Raw genomic sequence first — 19,233 nt, 5'->3', positions numbered from 1 at the left:
TGCAGTCACCGATTTCCGGACATGTTGTCGCATAACTGCAAGAAGGTGCCGCCTGGTTCGCCCGGCGGCGCTACGGTCAGCGCGGGCCCAGCGCCTGGCAGTCGGCGGGCTTCACGTACTTCTGCAGCACGCTCCACTGCGGCCGGGGTTTGCCCTTGACCGGCTCGATCGCCAGTGGGTAGTCGCCCCAGTTGGGACCGGCTGCCCAATACATGGCCGGAATGCATTCCTGCCGCAGCCGTGCCAGCAACCTGTCCATGGCTGCCAGCCAGCGCGGATCGTTGTCCGGTACGCCGAACTCGCCGATGTGACCGCGCTTGCCGTGTTGCTTGAGCCAGGTGATGAAGGGCTCGACCCGGCGGATGCCGACATCCGGGTCGAAATCGGTCATGTCCTTTTTGAGGTATTTGCCGCCACCGTCGTTGTCGAAATAGACGTGCGCCGAATAGATCAGGTTGTCGGCCGGATCCTTGAGGCCGAGCAGCTTGGTGTTGTAGCGCGGCCAGAGATAGCTGCTGGACCAGCCGTTGCCCTCGATCAGGATCGGTCGCGTCCGATCGACGTCACGCACGGCGTCGATGCCATGCTGCGCCGCCACCGGCCACTGCTCAACCGCATCGTGGGGCTCGTTCATGATGTCGTAGGCGGCCAGGGCAGGGTGCTCGTGCCAGCGCTGGGCGATTCGCCGCAGGACATCGGCATAGGCCGGATAGGGCACCGCCGCGCTGCCGATGATCTGGCCGCGGTATCTCATGTAATTGTGCAGATCCAGGATCACGCTCATGCGATAGCGCTTGGCGTTGTCCAGGGTCTGGTCGATCAGCTTGGCGTAGGCGGGATCCAGGGGTTGCCCCAGACGCGGCTGCAGGCGCTCCCAGATGACCGGGAAGCGGATCACCCGGATACCCTTGGCCGCCCAGCGCCGGTAATGACCGGCGTCGGGAAAGAAATAGTTGGTGCCCGGTTTGCCCGGCAGTACGTGAGGGGCGAAGCCGGCACCGGAGAAATTCAGTCCGACCAGATCGGTGGGGAAATCCCGCGGAGCGGCCTGGGTGACCGGTGTGGCTGCCAGGCAGAGCAGGGCGAACAGGGTGGTGATAGCGGATTTCAGGCGTAGCGTCATCGGCAAGGTCCCGGACAGTGACGGAAGACGTTGGGTGATCGGGCGCAGGGGCTCGACTCGCCATCAGGCCTGAAGAGACGCCGGGAAGTTGCAGTGCAACGCTCAGAAGGTGCGCCAGACAACGTTAATGCCAGGCGAAATCAGCGGAAATGCGAGCTGGGTAGGCTGGCGGACAGCGCAAGGCCGGACGTGGGGGCGTCTGGCGAGGGGCGGGATGAAGGACGCTGGAGCAGGTAATGAGCTGCCTGTGACTGCTTTCCATCGGTTGATGGCGCAGGCAGATCATTCGAAAGCGGTTTTCAGCGACGCAGGCAGATGCCAGCCCACTGCTCGGCTTCGCGGCGGGCCGAAGCCTCGTCATCGAAATCGGCGATCAGACCGCCATGAGCATAGACCACGACCCAATTTTCCACCTTGGGTTGCAGCAGCATTACGGGGGCAGAGGATAGAACAGCAGAGTCCAACGATGCACAAGCCGTCATGTCATTCATAACGTTCCCTTTGAAGTTAGCTCAATGAATAGTCTGTTTTTATAGCGGTACCAGGAATGGCGCTTGGTGCTATCACTGGGCCACCTATTGACCTTGGTATGGCTGAATGTTCCCTCAAAGCGTCAGCCACTCGTCGGCATGATAAATAGGTGCCAAAACCTCGTCACCGTACTGGCGCACAGAAAGATGTTTCAGTGATGACCGTACGTCAGGCAGGTTGTGTGGCGCTCCACGAAACCGAGGCGGCTCGCGACGTTATCTGCGACCGGGTTCGCGCTGGTGCTGCTAAGCAGCTAACAGTAAGTGTATTAAATTTATCGTCACACATTCATCGGCGGCTCTAGCCCGCGCCTCTCGCCTTCGATGCGGTATGAGCGCCTCTCGCCCGGGCCTTTCACCCTGTCAAGCCATGCAGTTTTCGCGATCGGATTGGCATTGAGCGAGTCTATTGGGTTAGCCTGAAAGGGAGCTGACGAACTATCGACTGCGATGGGCGTCAATCTCTTCGGTCGAGGCAAGGCGCCATGACGTTCCCTAGGGAGCGACACCCAAGGGCTAGGCAGATCCGAGATCCGCAGTGCCCCGTTGGTCCAGCCGGCATACCCGCCATGCCCTGCTGTGTCTCGACCCTGAACCCGGACAGCCGTCCTGCGCCTCGCGCCTGTCGCGAGGTCCGCACTCGGAAGGCATGCGGCCTGTCCGCCCGTTGAAGGAGCCTGACATGGCGAAGTTCAAGACCCTCCTGCTCGGTACGGCCGTGGGAGTGGTGATCCTGGCACTGCTGGTGCACTGGATCGGTAGGGATACCCTCGCTACCTATCGCGCGGATCTGCTGTTCTATCTCCAGGCCCATCTCTATCTGGTGGTCGTTTCCATGGTATTGGCGCTGCTGGTGGGACTCCCCGCAGGGGTGCTGCTCAGTCGACCGCGATTCGCCCGCAGCGCCGAGCGCTTCATGCAGGTGTTCAACATCGGCAATACCGTACCGCCGCTGGCGGTGTTGGCCATTGCCCTGGGCATCGTCGGCATTGGCGACGGACCGGCGATCCTGGCGCTGTTCCTCGCCTCGCTGCTGCCCATCGTGCGCAACACCTACGAGGGGCTGAAGAACGTACCCGCCTCGCTCAAGGAAGCGGCTACTGGCATCGGCATGACGCCTACCCAGGTGCTGACCGAGGTCGAGCTGCCCAATGCCGTGCCCATCATCATCGGCGGGGTTCGGGTTGCCCTGGCGATCAATGTCGGCACCACGCCGCTGGTATTTCTCATCGGCGCCAATAGCCTGGGCAGCCTGATCTTTCCCGCCATCGCCCTGGAGAACCAGTCACAGCTGCTGCTGGGCGCCGCCGCCACCGCACTGCTGGCGCTGCTGCTGGATGGCCTGGTGCTGCTCGCCAGTCGCCTCTGGCTGGAACGCGGCCTGGCCCGCTAAGGAGACGAGATGAAGAAGTTGCTTATCGCCCTGGGCGCCGCCTGGTTCGGATTGACACTGGCCAGTGCTGCCCAGGCCGATCCGATCCGCATCGGTGCCAAGGTCTTCACCGAGCAGGCCATCCTCGCCGAACTCACCGGGCAGTATCTGTCCAGGCACGGCTACCAGCCGGAGATCGTCGGCGGCCTGGGCAGCACCATCGCCTGGAATGGCGTGAAGAACGCCCAGCTCGACCTCACCTGGGAATACACCGGTACCTCGCTGGTGGCCTACAACCATGTCACCGAACGACTGGACAAGGACGCCTCCTACCAGCGGGTCAAGCAGCTGGACGCCAAGGTCGGTCTGGCCTGGCTGGCGCCCACCCGCTTCAACAACACCTATGCCCTGGCGCTGCCGGAGCAGGTCGCCCGGCAGCATCCCGAACTCAACAGCATCAGTGACCTGGCTGGGCTGCTCAAGGCCGAGGCGGGCAAGCGCCACCTCACCGCGCTGGACATCGAGTTCGCCAACCGCTCCGACGGCCTCGCCGGCCTGGTCAAGGCCTATGGCCTGAGCTACACCCGCGATGACATCCGCCAGATGGACCCGGGCCTGGTCTACACCGCCCTGCGCAACGGCCAGGTCTTCACCGGCCTGGTCTACACCACCGACGGCCGCCTGGACGCCTTCAAGCTCAAGGTGCTGGAAGACGACAAGGGCTACTTCCCCGACTACACCGCCGCGCCGGTGGTGAACGCCCGGTACCTGGAAAGGCATCCGGATCTCGCCATGCTGCTCAAGCCCCTGGCGGAAAGCCTGGACCAGGCCACCATGCGCCAGCTCAACGCCAAGGTGGACATCGAGCGACAGACCCCGGCCCAGGTAGCTCGCGACTTCCTTGCCCGGCATCCCCTAGACGGAGGGCAATGACCCATGGATTTCGTCACCTCCTTCAATCACATCGACTGGCTGCAGGTCCTCGAACTGACCCGCCAGCACATCACCCTGGTCGGCGTCGCCGTGACCCTGGCGATCCTGGTGGGCGTGCCCCTGGGCATCCTCATGACCCGCTACCCTGCGCTGGCCGGACCGCTGCAGGCGCTGGCCACGGTGGTCATGACGCTGCCTTCCATCGCCCTGTTCGGTCTCTTGCTGCCCTTCTACTCCAAGTTCGGCCAGGGCCTCGGTCCGCTGCCGGCGATCACCGCGGTGTTCCTCTATTCGCTGCTGCCGATCCTGAGAAACACCTACCTGGCGCTGACCAGCGTCGAGCCGGGGATCCGCGAGGCGGGCGCCGGCATCGGCATGACCTTCTGGCAGCGCCTGCGCATGGTCGAGCTGCCCATCGCCCTGCCGGTGATCCTGGCCGGGGTGCGCACCGCCGTGGTCATGAACATCGGCGTCATGACCATCGCCGCCACCATCGGCGCCGGTGGCCTGGGCGTGCTCATCCTCACCGCCATCAGTCGCAGCGACATGGCCACCCTCATCGTCGGCGCCGTGCTGGTCAGCCTGCTGGCCATCGTCGCCGACCTCGTCCTGCAGTGGCTGCAACGCCGCCTCACCCCGCGCGGCCTGCGCAGCGCCTCTTAAGGAGCCCCAGATGATCGAACTCGACCGCCTGACCAAGACCTTCAAGCAGCACGGCAAGGACGTGACCGCGGTGGACGCCGTGAGCCTCACCGTGGAGGAGGGCCAGATCTGCGTCTTCCTCGGCCCCTCCGGCTGCGGCAAGACCACCACCCTGAAGATGATCAACCGCCTAATCGAACCCACCTCGGGACGGGTACTGATCAATGGCGAGGACACCACCGGCATTGACGAGGTGACCCTCAGGAGACACATCGGCTACGTGATCCAGCAGATCGGTCTGTTTCCCAACATGACCATCGAGGAGAACATCACGGTGGTGCCCAAGCTCTTGGGCTGGGACAAGAAGAGATGCCGCGAGCGCGCCACTGAATTGATGAGCATGGTGCAGCTCGAACCCAGGCAGTACCTGTCGCGCTATCCGCGCGAGCTCTCCGGCGGCCAGCAGCAGCGCATTGGGGTGATCCGCGCCCTGGCGGCCGAGGCGCCGCTGCTGCTGATGGACGAACCCTTCGGTGCGGTGGACCCGATCAACCGCGACGCCATCCAGAACGAGTTCTTCCAGATGCAGCGGGCGCTGAACAAGACGGTGATCATGGTCAGCCATGACATCGACGAAGCCATCCGCCTGGGCGACAAGATCGCCGTGTTCCGTGGCGGCCGCCTGGTGCAGTTCGACCATCCGGACACCCTGCTGGCCCATCCCAAGGATGAATTCGTCAGCAACTTCGTCGGCCAGGACAGCACCCTCAAGCGCCTCTTGCTGATCCGTGCCGAGGACGCGGCCGACAATGCCCCGTCGATCCAGGCCGAAACCCTGATCGGCGACGCCGTGGAGTTGATGGAAGAGCACGACCGCCGCCATGTGGTGGTGACGGATGCCGCCAACAAGGGCCTGGGCTACGTGCGTCGGCGTGACCTGCGCGGCCAGAGCGGGCCGGTGGCGCCCTTTGTCACCCCGTTCAAGGCCACTGCGGCCTTCGACGAGCACCTGCGCATCCTGCTGTCACGCATGTATCAGTTCAACACCTCCTGGCTGCCGGTGCTCAGCGCCGACAACGACTTCCTTGGCGAGGTCACCCAGGAGTCCATCGCCGACTATCTCAGCAGCGGTCGGTCGCGTGGCAAGACCACCATCGTCTCGCCGGCGGAGCAGGTGGCGGGGTAGGACAGGGGAATCCTGTCGGCGCAGAGTCTGTGCAGAGGTTCGCGAGCCAGAGCCAAACAAGGCCTGGGCGGCCCCGCGAAGACACCTGAGGAAGCGGATCGGACTCGCGCTCGACCGGACTCGCGCTCGACCGGGCTCGCGCGCGAGTTTACGAAGGGTAGATGAGCATTGCGACTGGACCGCTCGGGTCGGGCTGGCGACCCAGGGCCTCTTCAGCGCGGTTCGGCCGGCGCGCAGCAGCCTTTGGATAGACTCTCAGGGGCGGATCTCGATCAGGGTGCCGTCCTTGACCAGGCTCCAGACCTCACGCATGTCCTGGTTGGTCAGCGCGACGCAGCCATTGGTCCAGTTCAGCGAGTTGAAGTACCACTCGGGGTATTCCTCGTCGATGGGCGTACCGTGCAGCATGATCATGCTGCCTGGGGGCACGCCAGCCTGATGCGCGCGAGCCAGATCCTCCCGGTTGGGATAGGAGATGTGCATGGCCAGGTTGAACTTGTCGCTGGTCTTGCGCCAGTCGATCCAGTAGAAGCCTTCCGGCGTACGCTGGTCGCCCTCGCGCAGCTTGGGGCCGCGGGGATTCTTGCCCAGCGAGATGCGATAGGACTTCATCACGGTATCGCCGCTGAGCAGTTGCAGCTGGTTGCGCGACTTGATCACCAGCACCTTGTCGATCAGCGGCGCGGCCGGCTGGCGGATCACCGTGACGCTGGTGCTGGCCTGAGCCAGCTGGGGAAGCAACGAACCGCACAGCACATAGCAGAGCGCCAACAACAGGTGCAACGGACGCATGTCGGGAAGATCCTCGGAAGAGCTCAGGCAGGCTTGGGTGCGACCACCATGGGCGCCATGCCCTCGTGACGCAACGGATACTCGCCGCGACGGCGGTCAGCGAAAAAGCATTCTAGTGTTCGCTTGATGGTCGGAAAAGCCAGAGACGACCAGGGGATGTCGGCTTCGTCCAGAAGGCGCACATCGAGACTTTCCTCACCGACGGCAAAGCGGCCGTCGACCAGCTCGCCACGGAACAGCATGTAGATCTGATCGATGTGCGGTAGATCGAAGAGGGTATAGAGCGCCAGGCCCTGCACCTGCGCGCCGGCTTCCTCGAAGGTCTCGCGGGCGGCGGCCTCGGTGGTGGTCTCGCCGTTTTCCATGAAGCCCGCCGGCAGCGTCCAGTAACCCTGGCGCGGCTCGATCGCGCGCTGGCAGAGCAACACCTTGCCCTCCCAGGTCGCCAGGCAGCCAGCCACCACCCGCGGATTCTGATAATGCACTGCGCCGCACTGGCGGCAGACCAGGCGCATCCGGTTGTCACCTGCGGGAATGCGCGCTTCCAGCAGGCCGCCACAGTGATTGCAATGCTTCATGGTTCATCCTCGTTTTGCTGCAGTGTGCCGGGAGGCTCCCGGGCCTCGCAAGCGATGGCAGGACTTGGGATTGCCCGGCGGGCGTGCCATGATCCAGGGGATACGATGAGCAAGGGAGAATCTTGGCGTGGATGAGTTGCTCCAGCGCCTGCGTCACTATCAGCCGCGCACCCTGAGCGGCACCGAAAGCTACCAGGAAGCGGCGGTGCTGGTGCCCATCATTCGTGGCGAGCATCCCGAGTTGCTGCTCACCCTGAGGGCCAGCAACCTGTCCACCCACGGCGGCGAGGTGGCCCTGCCGGGCGGGCGGCGCGATCCCGAGGATGCCGACCTGGTGGCCACCGCCCTGCGCGAGGCCGAGGAAGAGGTCGGGCTGCCACCGGGTCTGGTGGAAGTCATCGCGCCCCTGAGTCCGTTGGTGTCGCGCTACGGCCTGGCGGTGACCCCCATCGTCGCGCTGATTCCGGATCAGCTCGAATACATTCCCAGCGAAGCCGAGATCGCCGCGATCTTCACCGTGCCCCTGCGGTTCTTCTGCGAGGTGCCGCCGGATTACACCTTCCGGGTCGACCACGATGGCCTGCGCTGGCAGGTGCCCAGCTATCAATATGGCGAGCACCGCATCTGGGGGCTGACCGCGGTGATCATCGTCGAACTGGTCAACCTGCTGTACGACGCCGGCATCGTGCTCAAGGCACCGCCCAAGCGGGATTGAGCGGTATCGGCAAGGTAAAGGCACATGCCAAATTTGGTATTAACGGGCACAATGCGCGGCCATTCGAGGGAAGCCGCATGACCACCGCCGATTCACCCGTGCGTTCGCCCTGCGTCCATGTCTGTGCCCTGGACGAACAGGACATCTGCATCGGTTGCCAGCGCAGCGCCGCCGAGATCACCCGCTGGATGTCCATGAGCGACAGCGAGCGCCGCGAGGTGCTGCTGCGCTGCGACGAGCGGGCGCGGGCGGGCGGTGCGGCCTTCCTGACCTGATATCAGCCGGAGAGATCTGTCATGCCCCGTATCGGTACCCCCCTGTCCCCCAGCGCCACCCGCGTGCTGCTCTGCGGCTCCGGCGAACTGGGCAAGGAAGTCGTCATCGAACTGCAGCGCCTGGGCGTCGAGGTCATCGCCGTGGATCGCTACGCCGATGCCCCGGCCATGCAGGTCGCCCACCGCAGTCACGTCATCGACATGCTCGACGGTGCCGCCCTGCGCGCGGTGATCGAGCGCGAGCAGCCGCACTTCATCGTGCCGGAAATCGAAGCCATCGCCACCGCCACCCTGGTGGAGCTGGAAGGCGAGGGCTACACCGTGGTGCCCACCGCCCGTGCGGCCCAACTGACCATGAATCGCGAAGGCATCCGTCGCCTCGCCGCCGAGGAGCTGGGCCTGCCCACCTCGCCCTATCACTTCGCCGACACCTACGAGGACTACGCCGCCGCCGCCGAGGCGCTGGGCTATCCCTGCGTGGTCAAGCCGATCATGAGTTCCTCGGGCAAGGGCCAGAGTCTGCTGCGCAGCGCCGACGAGCTGCAGGCCGCCTGGCAGTACGCCCAGGAAGGCGGGCGTGCCGGCAAGGGCCGGGTGATCGTCGAGGGTTTCGTCGACTTCGACTACGAGATCACCCTGCTGACCGTGCGCCACGTCGGCGGCACCTCCTTCTGCGCGCCGGTCGGGCATCGCCAGGTCAAGGGCGACTACCACGAGTCCTGGCAGCCCCAGGCCATGAGCGAGCGGGCCCTGGCCGAATCCGAGCGGGTCGCTCGCGCCGTCACCGAGGCCCTGGGCGGTCGCGGCCTGTTCGGCGTGGAGCTGTTCGTCAAGGGCGACCAGGTCTGGTTCAGCGAAGTCTCGCCGCGGCCCCATGACACCGGCCTGGTGACCCTGATCTCCCAGGATCTCTCCGAATTCGCCCTGCATGCCCGGGCCATCCTCGGCCTGCCGATTCCCACCATCCGCCAGTTCGGCCCTTCGGCCTCGGCGGTGATCCTGGTGGACGGCGACTCGCGCCAGACCGCCTTCGCCAACCTGGGTGCGGCCCTGGCCGAACCCGACACCGCACTGCGTCTGTTCGGCAAGCCGGAGGTGAAGGGACAACGCCGCATGGGCGTGGCCCTGGCCCGCGATGAAAGCATCGAGGCCGCGCGGGCCAAGGCCGTGCGTGCGTCCGAGGCGGTGAAGGTCGAGTTGTAACGCCGTCTGCGCATCACGAAAAAAGGGCCCCGCGGGGCCCTTTTTCTTGGCTAGAAAAAATCTACAGCGATTGGTCGCGCGTTTCGCGCATGCACAGCACCGCCACCAGGCTGATGGCCGCCGCCGCCGAGACATAGCCGCCCACCCAGCTCAGGCCGCCGGCTTCCACCAGTTGCTGCGCGGCATAGGGCGCCAGGGAGGCGCCGAGGATGCCACCCAGGTTGTAGGCAGCCGAGGCGCCGGTGTAGCGCACCCGGGTCGGGAAGATTTCCGGCAGCAGGGCGCCCATGGGGCCGAAGGTCATGCCCATGAGAAACAGCTCCAGGGCCAGGAACAGACCCACCGCCTGGCTGGAACCATGGGTCAGCAGCGGCTCCATGGCGAAGCCCGACAGCAGGGCGGCGATGGCGCTCACCGCCAGTACCGGCTTGCGGCCGAAGCGATCCGCCAGCCAGGCCGACAGCGGCGTGGCCAGAGCCATGAACAGCACCGCCACGCAGAGCAGGCCGAGGAATTCCTGGCGGCTGTAGCCGAGGTTCTTCACCCCGTAGCTCAACGAGAACACCGTGGAGATGTAGAAGAGGGCGTAGCACACCACCATGCTCAGGGCGCCCAGCAGCACCGCCTTGCCGTGCTTGCCGAAGGTCTCGACCATGGGCAGGCGCAGCTTCTCGCGACGGGCCATGGCCTCGGCGAACACCGGCGTCTCGTGCAGCGACAACCGCACATAGAGGCCGACCACCACCAGCAGGGCACTGAGCAGGAAGGGGATGCGCCAGCCCCAGGCGCGGAATTGCTCGTCGTCCAGCAGCAGCGCCAGGGCCAGGAACAGGCCGTTGGCCATGAGGAAGCCGATGGAGGGGCCGAGCTGGGGGAACATGCCGAACCAGGCGCGCTTGCCGGGTGGGGCATTCTCGGTGGCCAGCAGCGCCGCGCCGCCCCATTCGCCACCCAGGCCCAGGCCCTGGCCGAATCTCAGCAGGCACAGCAGGATCGGTGCCCAGACGCCGATGCTGGCATAGCCGGGCAGGAGACCGATCAGGGTGGTGGAGATGCCCATCAGCAGCAGCGAGGCCACCAGCGTGGACTTGCGGCCGATGCGATCGCCGAAATGGCCGAACAGCAGCGAACCCAGGGGGCGCGCCAGGAAGGCGATGCCAAAGGTGATGAAGGCGCTGAGGGTCTGGGCTATGCCCGCGCCCTGGGGAAAGAACACGGGGCCGATCACCAGGGCCGCGGCCGTGGCATAGACATAGAAGTCGTAGAACTCGATGGCGGTGCCGATGAAGCTGGCGGTGGCCACGCGGGTGGGGGAATTACGCGGCACGGAGGTGGACGCGTCGAAGGCGGCAGCGGTCGTGGACATGCAGGGGTACCGGGCAGTCGTTCTTGTAGGAGGCGTCTGCCGGAGCGGCCCGATGGGGCAGCGGCTGTCCGAGGATGGGGACGGGCGGGACGACCTGTTATGACGTGCCGGGCGCGAAGCGGCTGTTGGCCGGGTCGCGCCGAACGTGGTTCGGTCGCCTGATTATGCAGGTAGTGGAACGACGACTGTCAACGATGCAGGATGAATTCCCGCACCAGCTTGCTACCGAAGTAGGCCAGCATCAGCAGGATGAAGCCCAGCAGCGTCCAGCGGATCGCCGTATGGCCGCGCCAGCCCAGGCGATGGCGACCCCACAGCAGGATGCCGAACACCACCCAGGCGATGCAGGAGAGCACCGTCTTGTGGATCAGGTGCTGGGCGAACATGTCCTCGACAAAGAACCAGCCGGAGATCAGCGCCAGTGACAGCACTACCCAGCCCGCCCAGAGAAAGCCGAACAGCAGGCTTTCCATGGTCTGTAGCGGCGGAAAGCTGCGGATCAGTCCCGAGGGGTGCTTGTTCTTGAGTTGACGGTTCTGCAGCAGCACCAGGCAGGACTGCAGCACCGCCAGGGTGAAGAGACCATAGGCGATGATCGACAGCAGTACGTGCACGACGATCTTGGGCGATACGTCCAGCGGGGTCACGGTGCCCGGCGGCACGAATTCGGCCAGCAGCGCGGTGACGGCGCCGAGGGGATAGACCAGTACCAGCAAGGGTTGCAGCGGCATGCGCAGGCAACCGATCAGCATCAGGGCGATGGCGGTCGCTGAGATCAGGCTCGAGGCGTCGAAGAAGTCCAGGCTCAGGGTCGGCTCGAGAATCAGCTGCAGGTAGACCGCCAGGGCGTGGGGCAGCAGGGCCAGGATGCCGGCACCCAGGACCAGGGGCTTGTTCGATGGCTGTTTGCGCAGCAGGCAACTGCCCTGGTAGAGGGTCGCGAGCAGATAGAGGGCGGCGGCCAGGAGGGTGGGCAGCAGGGCGTGCATGGTCCGGTTTCAGCAGAGCGGAAAGCAGGCGAGTGTGGCACAGACAGGGCGGTACAGAAAGTCTGAGCCGCGCCCTGGCGCCGGCTGGCCAGACTGGGCGAACCCTTGCCGCCACCGGGTGGTCCCAAGAGGTACATATCTAGAAGAGGTCGCGACCATGCTTAAATTTCTCGGCGGTACCATGGGCATCATCTTTCTGATCGGCCTGGTGGTGGTCATCGGCATCTTCTCGCTGATTTTCTGATCCCGTCCCCTCGGGCATCGGCCAAGGCGCCGATGCCTGTCTTTCCCTTCCCGGCTGCCCGCCGAATCGGGCACTGCTGACGGATTCACGCGGTACAGGCCCCAGCGGCTATCCCTGGTCAGGCGCTCTTTCGTTATACTTGCCGGTCAGCCGCCGTTTCTGCCCTGGATGTCCGCATGTTCGAGAATCTCACAGACCGCCTGTCCCAAAGCCTGCGCCACATCACCGGCAAGGCCAAGCTCACCGAAGACAACATCAAGGACACCCTGCGCGAGGTGCGCATGGCGTTGCTCGAGGCGGACGTCGCCCTGCCGGTGGTCAAGGAGTTCGTCAACCGGGTCAAGGAGCGGGCGGTCGGCACCGAGGTGTCCAAGAGCCTGACGCCGGGACAGGCCTTCGTGAAGATCGTGCGCGCCGAACTCGAAGCCATCATGGGCGCGGCGAACGAGGATCTGGCGCTCAACGTCGCGCCGCCGGCGGTCATCCTCATGGCCGGCCTGCAGGGTGCGGGCAAGACCACCACCGCGGGCAAGCTGGCGCGCTTCCTCAAGGAACGCAAGAAGAAGACCGTCATGGTCGTCTCCGCCGACGTCTACCGCCCAGCCGCCATCAAGCAGCTGGAGACCCTGGCCGGGGAGGTGGGGGTCACCTTCTTCCCCTCCGACATCAGCCAGAAGCCGGTGGAGATCGCCCAGGCCGCCATCCGTGAGGCCAAGCTCAAGTTCATCGACGTGGTTATCGTCGACACCGCCGGTCGCCTGCACATCGATAGCGAGATGATGGCGGAGATCCAGCAGGTGCATGCCGCCACCAAGCCGGCCGAGACCCTGTTCGTGGTCGACGCCATGACCGGTCAGGACGCCGCCAACACCGCCAAGGCCTTCAACGACGCCCTGCCGCTGACCGGCGTGATCCTGACCAAGGTTGATGGCGATGCCCGGGGCGGTGCCGCCCTGTCGGTCCGCCACATCACCGGCAAGCCGATCAAGTTCATCGGCATGGGTGAGAAGAGCGAAGCCCTCGATCCCTTCCACCCGGATCGCGTCGCCTCGCGCATCCTCGGCATGGGCGACGTCCTCTCGCTGATCGAGCAGGCCGAGCAGACCCTGGATCGCGAGAAGGCCGACAAGCTGGCCAAGAAGCTCAAGAAGGGCAAGGGCTTCGATCTCGAAGACTTCCGCGACCAGTTGCGCCAGATGAAGAACATGGGCGGCCTGGGTTCGCTGATGGACAAGCTGCCGACCATGATGGGCGGTGTGAACATCCAGCAGATGGGCAATGCCCAGGGCGCCGCGGAAAAGCATTTCAAGCAGATGGAAGCCATCATCGACTCCATGACCCCGGCCGAGCGCCGTGATCCGGAGCTGATCAGCGGCTCGCGCAAGAAGCGTATCGCCCTGGGTTCCGGTACCCAGGTGCAGGACGTCGGCCGCCTCATCAAGCAACACAAGCAGATGCAGAAGATGATGAAGAAGGTCACCGCCAAGGGTGGCATGGCCAAGATGATGCGCGGCATGGGCAGCATGCTCCCCGGCGGCGGCATGCCCAAGATGTGATTTCCTGGTGCCGCCCGTCGCCAGATGGTCGGCACCGGCAAGGGCTCTGTGAAGGGCGTCGGCACCAGTGCTGATGCACCTTCGCGAGCGACGAGGCTCCGCTGCTGGAGTCTCCAGCCTGCCGCAATGCCGAGGGCGCCGTTTAAAGCCATTGGCAAACCGGGTGACAGCCCTTAGAATATGCGGCCTTTCGGGCCATGTGGCCCAGTGTGCCCACAGCTACAAGCACCGACTACAGGAACGAAGTTCAATGGTAACCATCCGTCTAGCCCGTGGCGGCTCCAAGAAGCGCCCCTTCTACCACCTGACCGTGACCAACAGCCGCAATGCGCGTGATGGTCGTTTCGTCGAGCGCATCGGTTTCTTCAATCCGGTGGCCAGCGGCGCCGAAATCCGTCTGTCGGTGGATCAAGAGCGTGCCAGCTACTGGCTGTCGCAGGGCGCCCAGCCGTCCGAGCGCGTCGCTCAGCTGCTCAAGAGCGCTCAGGCTACCGCCTGAAGATCATGAGTACGCCGACCTCCGCCCCCGACCTGGTGGTCCTGGGCAAGATAGTTTCGGTCTTCGGCGTACGCGGTGAGCTCAAGATCTACTCCTTTACCGATCCGCTCGACAATCTGCTGGACTATCGGACCTGGACGCTCAGACGCGAAGGCGAGACCCGGCAGGTCAAGGTGCTCGGCGGTCGGTTGCACGGCAAGGTCCTGACGGTACGTCTGCAGGGCCTGGACGATCGTGAAGAAGCCCGCCTGATGGCCGGTTTCGAGATCTGCGTGCCGCGCAGCGAATTGCCCCAGCTGGGCGCCGGTGACTACTACTGGCATCAGTTGGAAGGTCTCAAGGTGATCAATCGCGAAGGCCAGTGGCTGGGTGTGGTGGATCATCTGCTGGAGACCGGGGCCAACGACGTCATGGTGGTCCTGCCCTGTGCAGGCAGCCTCGACGATCGTGAGCGTCTGTTGCCCTATCTGCCCGACCAGTACGTGCTGGCGGTGGATCTGGCCAAGGGTGAGATGCAGGTCGACTGGGACGCGGATTTCTGATCCATGCGTATCGATGTCATCAGCCTCTTTCCCGAGATGTTCGACGCCGTGAGCGCCTATGGCGTCAGCGGTCGCGCGATGAAGCAGGGGCTCCTGGAGCTGACCTGCTACAACCCGCGCAGCTATACCGAGGATCGCCACCAGACCGTGGACGACCGGCCCTTTGGCGGCGGTCCCGGCATGGTCATGAAGATCCAGCCGCTGGAGCGCGCCCTGGCCGATGCCAAGGGTGATTCGGCGGCGAAGGTGATCTACCTGTCCCCCCAGGGTCGCAAGCTCGACCAGGCGGCGGTACGGGAACTGGCGCAGGAGGAGCATCTGATCCTCATCGCCGGGCGTTACGAAGGCATCGACGAGCGTTTCATCGAGACGCACGTGGATGAAGAATGGTCGATTGGCGACTATGTGCTGTCCGGCGGTGAATTGCCGGCCATGGTGCTGATCGATGGGGTTACGCGACTGCTGCCCGGAGCCTTGGGGCATGCGGATTCCGCCGAGCAGGACTCGTTTACCGACGGCCTGCTCGATTGCCCGCACTACACCCGACCCGAGGTGTACGAGGGCCGTCGCGTACCCGACGTGTTGCTCAGTGGTAACCACGAGCATATCCGGCGCTGGCGCCTGCAGCAGTCCCTGGGACGCACTGCGGAGCGACGCGCCGATCTTCTGGATGGCCGCTCGCTTTCTGGGGAAGAGCAGAACCTGTTGGCGGAATATCTCCGTCAGCGGAACGATAGTTAGGTATCGATGGCGGGCCGCGGCCTGTCTTAGGAGCAGAGTGACATGACCAACAAAATCATTGCCCAGATCGAAGCTGAGCAGATGAACAAAGAAATCCCGGCGTTCGCCCCCGGCGACACCGTGATTGTCCAGGTTAAGGTGAAGGAAGGCGACCGTCAGCGTCTGCAGGCCTTCGAAGGCGTGGTGATCGGCAAGCGTAACCGCGGCCTGAACAGCGCCTTCACCGTACGCAAGATCTCCAACGGCGTTGGCGTCGAGCGTACCTTCCAGACCTACAGCCCGCTGGTCGACAGCCTGAGCGTCAAGCGCCGCGGTGACGTGCGCAAGGCCAAGCTGTACTACCTGCGCGAACTGTCCGGCAAGGCTGCCCGCATCAAGGAAAAGCTTTCCTGATCGCGGCGTGACCAGAAAAAAGCAGCTTCGGCTGCTTTTTTCGTTTCTGAGGTTCGAGGTATTACCGATATGAGCACCCGCGAAGCGGAAATCCAGCGGCGCACGGCGCTGTCGGAAACCCGGGTGGCCAAGGCGGTCTTCCCGCCCACCACCAATCATCACGACACCCTGTTCGGCGGCACCGCCCTGGCCTGGATGGACGAGGTGTCCTTCATCACCGCGACGCGCTTCTGCCGCAAGCCGCTGGTCACGGTCTCCACCGACCGGATCGATTTCAACCACCCCATTCCCGCCGGCTCCATCGTCGAGCTGATCGGCCGGGTGGTGAAGGTTGGCAACACCAGCATCAAGGTGCAGGTGGAGGTCTTCGTCGAAGGCATGCTGGCGGAAGGGCGCGAACGCGCCATCAACGGCGCCTTCAGCTTTGTCGCCGTCGATGACGAGGGCAAGCCGACGCCAGTGCTGCCCGGCTTCGCCACGTGAGCGCCGAACGGCTGATCGAGGAATTCCTCGACGCCCTGTGGCTGGAAAAGGGGCTGTCGCCCCATACCCGCAGCGCCTATCGCACCGATCTGCTGGCCTTCGCCCGCTGGCTGGAGAGCAGGGGTCTGACCCTGGAGACGGTCGGCCGTGACGCCGTGCTCGATCATCTCGGCTGGCGCCTGAGTGAGGGTTACCAGGCGCGTTCCACGGCGCGCTTTCTCTCCGGCCTGCGCAGCTTCTACAAGTACGGCGTGCGCGAAGGGCGGATCGCCGAGGACCCGACGCTGCTGGTGAGCATGCCGCAGCTGGGCGCGCCGTTGCCCAAGAGTCTGTCCGAGGCGGATGTGGAAGCCCTGCTGGCCGCGCCGGATACCGAGGACACCCTGGGTTTGCGCGATCGCACCATGCTCGAGGTGCTTTATGCCACCGGCCTGCGGGTGACCGAACTGATCAGCCTGACCCTCGACGAGATCAATCTGCGCGAAGGCTCGCTGCGGGTCTTCGGCAAGGGCAGCAAGGAGCGGCTGATTCCCCTGGGCGAAGAGGCCATCGCCTGGCTGGAAAGCTATCTGAAGACCGCGCGGCCGCTGCTGCTGGGCGGCCAGCCCGGCGACATCCTCTTTCCCAGCCAGAGAGGCACGCCCATGACCCGGCAGACCTTCTGGCACCGCATCAAGCTGCATGCCCAGGTGGCCGGCATCCGCACCTCGCTTTCGCCGCATACCCTCAGGCACGCCTTCGCCACCCATCTGCTCAATCACGGCGCGGATCTGCGCACGGTGCAGATGCTGCTCGGCCATACCAGCCTGTCCACCACCCAGATCTACACCCACGTCGCCCGCGTGCGGCTGCAGCAACTGCACGCCCAGCACCATCCGCGGGGGTAGTAGCCGGCAGGTCTGTGGTAGGCTTGCCGGCGTCTCAACAGGAGTCAAACATGCGTATTTCCCAACTGTTGCTCGCCGCTTGCCTGGGGCTCGGCGTGCAACTGGCTCAGGCCGAACCTGAGCAGGCCATTCGCCAGAGCCTGACCGCGCTGCAACCCAATCTCGCCATCGAGTCCATCGCCAAGAGTCCGCTGGAAGGCCTCTACCAGGTCCAGCTCAAGGGCGGCCGCGTGCTCTATGCCAGCGGCGATGGCCAGTTCGTCATGCAGGGCTATCTGTACCAGGTCAAGGACGGCAAGGCCTCCAACCTGACCGAGAAGGCCGAGAACGTCGCCGTGGCGCGGCAGATCAATGGCCTCGATCGCAACCAGATGATCGTCTATCCCGCCCAGGGCGAGACCAAGGCGCATATCACCGTCTTCACCGACACCACCTGCCCCTATTGCCAGAAGTTGCACGCCGAGGTGCCCGAGCTGAACAAGCGCGGTATCGAGGTGCGCTACCTGGCTTTCCCGCGCCAGGGCATGGGCTCGCCGGGTTCCAAGCAGCTGGAGGCGGTGTGGTGCGCCAAGGACAAGCCGGCGGCGCTGAACCAGATGTTCACCGGCCGTGAGGTCAAGTCCGAGAGCTGCCAGAATCCGGTCGCCCAGCAATTCGCGCTGGGGCAGAACATGGGCATCCAGGGCACGCCGGCGATCATTCTCGCCGATGGCCAGATGATCCCGGGCTACCAGCCGGCCGACCAGCTGGCGGAAGCGGCAATCAGCGCCCGCTAGGCGCTGCGAAAGATTTCAACGGCGCTGCGGAGCGGCGCCACCTGATAGGGGGATAAGGGTGTGAAGCCGGTCAAAGTAGGCATCTGTGGTCTGGGTACCGTGGGCAGTGGGACCTTCAACGTACTCAAGCGCAACGCCGAGGAAATCGCCCGGCGCGCCGGGCGGGGTATCGAGGTGGCGCAGATCGCCCAGCGCCGACCCAATCCCCAGTGCGATACCGGCAGCACGCCGATCACCGCCGATGTCCTGGCGGTGGCCGACAACCCCGAGATCGACGTGGTGGTGGAGCTGATCGGTGGCTACACCCTGGCCCGCGAACTGGTGCTGCGCGCCATCGCCAACGGCAAGCACGTGGTCACCGCCAACAAGGCGCTGATCGCCGTGCACGGCAACGAGATCTTCGCCAAGGCACGCGAGCAGGGCGTGATCGTCGCCTTCGAGGCCTCGGTGGCCGGCGGCATCCCGGTGATCAAGGCGCTGCGCGAAGGCCTGGCCGCCAACCGCATCAACTGGGTGGCCGGCATCATCAACGGCACCGGCAACTTCATCCTCTCCGAGATGCGCGAGAAGGGTCGCACCTTTCCCGATGTCCTGGCCGAAGCCCAGGCGCTGGGCTATGCCGAGGCCGATCCGACCTTTGACGTCGAAGGCATAGATGCCGCCCACAAGCTGACCATCCTCGCCTCCATCGCCTTCGGCATCCCGCTGCAATTCGACAAGGCCTACACCGAGGGCATCACCCGCCTGACCACCGCCGACGTCGGCTACGCCGAGGCGCTGGGCTATCGCATCAAGCACCTGGGCGTGGCGCGCAGCAACGCCCAGGGCATCGAACTGCGGGTGCACCCGACGCTGATCCCGGCCGATCGCCTGATCGCCAACGTCAACGGCGTGATGAACGCGGTGATGGTCAATGGCGACGCCGTCGGCTCGACGCTGTTCTACGGCGCCGGTGCCGGGCAGGAGCCGACCGCCTCGGCGGTGGTGGCCGACCTGGTGGACGTGGTGCGCGCCATGACCTCGGATCCCGAGAATCGCGTGCCGCACCTGGCCTTCCAGCCCGATGCGCTGTCCGACCATCCGGTGCTGTCGATCGAGGCCTGCGAGAGCGCCTACTATCTGCGCATCCAGGCCAAGGATCACCCGGGCGTGCTGGCCCAGGTGGCGAGCATCCTCTCGGCGCGTGGCATCAACATCGAGTCCATCATGCAGAAGGAAGCCGAGGAACATGACGGCCTGGTGCCCATGATCCTGCTGACCCATCGCGTGACCGAGCGCCACATGGTCGAGGCCATCACCGCCCTGGAAGCCCTGGACGATGTCGTCGGCGATGTCGTCCGCATCCGCGTCGAGCACCTGAACTGAGCAGCCTGGCGGCGCCCGGCGCCGCCGTCTTTCCCGAGGTCGA

Annotated in this window: 22 protein-coding genes; 16 read left to right on the top strand and 6 right to left on the bottom strand. The window is 64.9% G+C overall.

Translation table 11 applies throughout. The features are described from left to right. Positions 1-76 precede the first annotated feature (76 nt). Both GSQ95_RS08185 and GSQ95_RS08180 read right to left on the bottom strand, forming a co-directional pair. Positions 77-1,123 carry a glycoside hydrolase family 5 protein gene (locus tag GSQ95_RS08185; protein WP_158891361.1) on the bottom strand — a complete coding sequence of 349 codons (1,047 nt, stop codon included), beginning with the start codon at positions 1,121-1,123 and terminating at the stop codon, positions 77-79. Between the two features lie 299 nt (positions 1,124-1,422). Then, positions 1,423-1,614: a hypothetical protein gene (locus GSQ95_RS08180; RefSeq protein ID WP_158891359.1), complete on the bottom strand. Its 192-nt coding sequence runs from the start codon at positions 1,612-1,614 to the stop codon at positions 1,423-1,425. A gap of 721 nt (positions 1,615-2,335) precedes the next feature. Between GSQ95_RS08180 and GSQ95_RS08175 the strand changes: the two genes are divergently transcribed. From GSQ95_RS08175 to GSQ95_RS08160, 4 genes are read left to right on the top strand one after another with little or no spacing between them, the layout of a single operon-like run. Further along, positions 2,336-3,046, top strand: coding sequence for an ABC transporter permease (locus GSQ95_RS08175; RefSeq protein ID WP_158891357.1), 711 nt, complete (start codon positions 2,336-2,338; stop codon positions 3,044-3,046). Between the two features lie 9 nt (positions 3,047-3,055). Next, a complete protein-coding gene (locus tag GSQ95_RS08170; RefSeq protein ID WP_158891355.1) occupies positions 3,056-3,958 on the top strand; it encodes a glycine betaine ABC transporter substrate-binding protein in 903 nt (300 codons plus the stop codon). A gap of 3 nt (positions 3,959-3,961) precedes the next feature. Then, positions 3,962-4,621 carry an ABC transporter permease gene (locus GSQ95_RS08165; protein ID WP_133861270.1) on the top strand — a complete coding sequence of 220 codons (660 nt, stop codon included), beginning with the start codon at positions 3,962-3,964 and terminating at the stop codon, positions 4,619-4,621. Positions 4,622-4,631: 10 nt separating this feature from the next. After that, on the top strand, positions 4,632-5,786 hold the full coding sequence (locus GSQ95_RS08160; protein WP_158891353.1) for an ABC transporter ATP-binding protein: 1,155 nt from the start codon (positions 4,632-4,634) through the stop codon (positions 5,784-5,786). A gap of 255 nt (positions 5,787-6,041) precedes the next feature. Here the strand turns inward: GSQ95_RS08160 and GSQ95_RS08155 are convergent, their stop codons facing one another. Together GSQ95_RS08155 and GSQ95_RS08150 are read right to left on the bottom strand one after the other, a co-directional pair. Beyond that, positions 6,042-6,515 (bottom strand): murein L,D-transpeptidase family protein, encoded by a 474-nt coding sequence (locus GSQ95_RS08155; RefSeq protein ID WP_372240046.1) that lies wholly within the window; start codon positions 6,513-6,515, stop codon positions 6,042-6,044. A gap of 86 nt (positions 6,516-6,601) precedes the next feature. Further along, positions 6,602-7,156 carry an NUDIX hydrolase gene (locus tag GSQ95_RS08150; RefSeq protein WP_158891349.1) on the bottom strand — a complete coding sequence of 185 codons (555 nt, stop codon included), beginning with the start codon at positions 7,154-7,156 and terminating at the stop codon, positions 6,602-6,604. A 127-nt stretch (positions 7,157-7,283) separates the two neighbouring features. On the opposite strand from GSQ95_RS08150, the gene GSQ95_RS08145 reads away from it, so the two are divergent. The 3 genes from GSQ95_RS08145 to purT all read left to right on the top strand — a co-directional run bounded on the left by GSQ95_RS08145 (position 7,284) and on the right by purT (position 9,349). Further along, on the top strand, positions 7,284-7,871 hold the full coding sequence (locus GSQ95_RS08145; RefSeq protein WP_158891347.1) for a CoA pyrophosphatase: 588 nt from the start codon (positions 7,284-7,286) through the stop codon (positions 7,869-7,871). 77 nt (positions 7,872-7,948) lie between these two features. Next, entirely contained in the window at positions 7,949-8,146 is a 198-nt protein-coding gene (locus GSQ95_RS08140) for a DUF1289 domain-containing protein (RefSeq protein WP_058792006.1), read from the top strand. Between the two features lie 21 nt (positions 8,147-8,167). Then, positions 8,168-9,349 carry a formate-dependent phosphoribosylglycinamide formyltransferase gene (purT, locus tag GSQ95_RS08135; protein WP_158891345.1) on the top strand — a complete coding sequence of 394 codons (1,182 nt, stop codon included), beginning with the start codon at positions 8,168-8,170 and terminating at the stop codon, positions 9,347-9,349. A 61-nt stretch (positions 9,350-9,410) separates the two neighbouring features. Here the strand turns inward: purT and GSQ95_RS08130 are convergent, their stop codons facing one another. Both GSQ95_RS08130 and GSQ95_RS08125 read right to left on the bottom strand, forming a co-directional pair. Then, positions 9,411-10,715 carry an MFS transporter gene (locus GSQ95_RS08130; protein ID WP_158891343.1) on the bottom strand — a complete coding sequence of 435 codons (1,305 nt, stop codon included), beginning with the start codon at positions 10,713-10,715 and terminating at the stop codon, positions 9,411-9,413. A gap of 188 nt (positions 10,716-10,903) precedes the next feature. Beyond that, positions 10,904-11,704 carry an inner membrane protein YpjD gene (locus tag GSQ95_RS08125; protein ID WP_158891341.1) on the bottom strand — a complete coding sequence of 267 codons (801 nt, stop codon included), beginning with the start codon at positions 11,702-11,704 and terminating at the stop codon, positions 10,904-10,906. 420 nt (positions 11,705-12,124) lie between these two features. Here GSQ95_RS08125 and ffh point away from each other — a divergent pair, with 420 nt between their 5' ends. The 9 genes from ffh to GSQ95_RS08075 all read left to right on the top strand — a co-directional run bounded on the left by ffh (position 12,125) and on the right by GSQ95_RS08075 (position 19,190). After that, positions 12,125-13,504, top strand: a complete 1,380-nt coding sequence (gene ffh, locus GSQ95_RS08115) for a signal recognition particle protein (RefSeq protein WP_158891339.1) — start codon at positions 12,125-12,127, stop codon at positions 13,502-13,504. 250 nt (positions 13,505-13,754) lie between these two features. After that, positions 13,755-14,003, top strand: a complete 249-nt coding sequence (rpsP, locus tag GSQ95_RS08110) for a 30S ribosomal protein S16 (RefSeq protein WP_017640797.1) — start codon at positions 13,755-13,757, stop codon at positions 14,001-14,003. Positions 14,004-14,008: 5 nt separating this feature from the next. Next, positions 14,009-14,545, top strand: a complete 537-nt coding sequence (rimM, locus tag GSQ95_RS08105) for a ribosome maturation factor RimM (protein ID WP_158891337.1) — start codon at positions 14,009-14,011, stop codon at positions 14,543-14,545. Between the two features lie 3 nt (positions 14,546-14,548). After that, on the top strand, positions 14,549-15,286 hold the full coding sequence (trmD, locus tag GSQ95_RS08100; protein WP_158891335.1) for a tRNA (guanosine(37)-N1)-methyltransferase TrmD: 738 nt from the start codon (positions 14,549-14,551) through the stop codon (positions 15,284-15,286). A gap of 42 nt (positions 15,287-15,328) precedes the next feature. Further along, complete coding sequence (rplS, locus tag GSQ95_RS08095; protein WP_007160957.1) at positions 15,329-15,679, top strand: 50S ribosomal protein L19; 351 nt, start codon at positions 15,329-15,331, stop codon at positions 15,677-15,679. 69 nt (positions 15,680-15,748) lie between these two features. Continuing rightward, a complete protein-coding gene (locus GSQ95_RS08090; protein WP_158891333.1) occupies positions 15,749-16,162 on the top strand; it encodes an acyl-CoA thioesterase in 414 nt (137 codons plus the stop codon). Next, positions 16,159-17,049, top strand: a complete 891-nt coding sequence (gene xerD / locus GSQ95_RS08085) for a site-specific tyrosine recombinase XerD (protein WP_158891331.1) — start codon at positions 16,159-16,161, stop codon at positions 17,047-17,049. The genes GSQ95_RS08090 and xerD overlap by 4 nt, the downstream gene beginning before the upstream one ends. 50 nt (positions 17,050-17,099) lie before the next feature. Continuing rightward, positions 17,100-17,825: a thioredoxin fold domain-containing protein gene (locus GSQ95_RS08080; RefSeq protein ID WP_158891329.1), complete on the top strand. Its 726-nt coding sequence runs from the start codon at positions 17,100-17,102 to the stop codon at positions 17,823-17,825. Positions 17,826-17,885: 60 nt separating this feature from the next. Beyond that, positions 17,886-19,190: a homoserine dehydrogenase gene (locus GSQ95_RS08075; RefSeq protein ID WP_158891327.1), complete on the top strand. Its 1,305-nt coding sequence runs from the start codon at positions 17,886-17,888 to the stop codon at positions 19,188-19,190. Positions 19,191-19,233 lie beyond the last annotated feature (43 nt).

The organism is Pseudomonas sp. BAV 4579, assembly GCF_009765395.1.
Taxonomy (GTDB): Bacteria; Pseudomonadota; Gammaproteobacteria; order Pseudomonadales; family Pseudomonadaceae; genus Chryseomonas; species Chryseomonas aestiva.
This window is presented reverse-complemented; position numbering and strand designations above follow the sequence as displayed.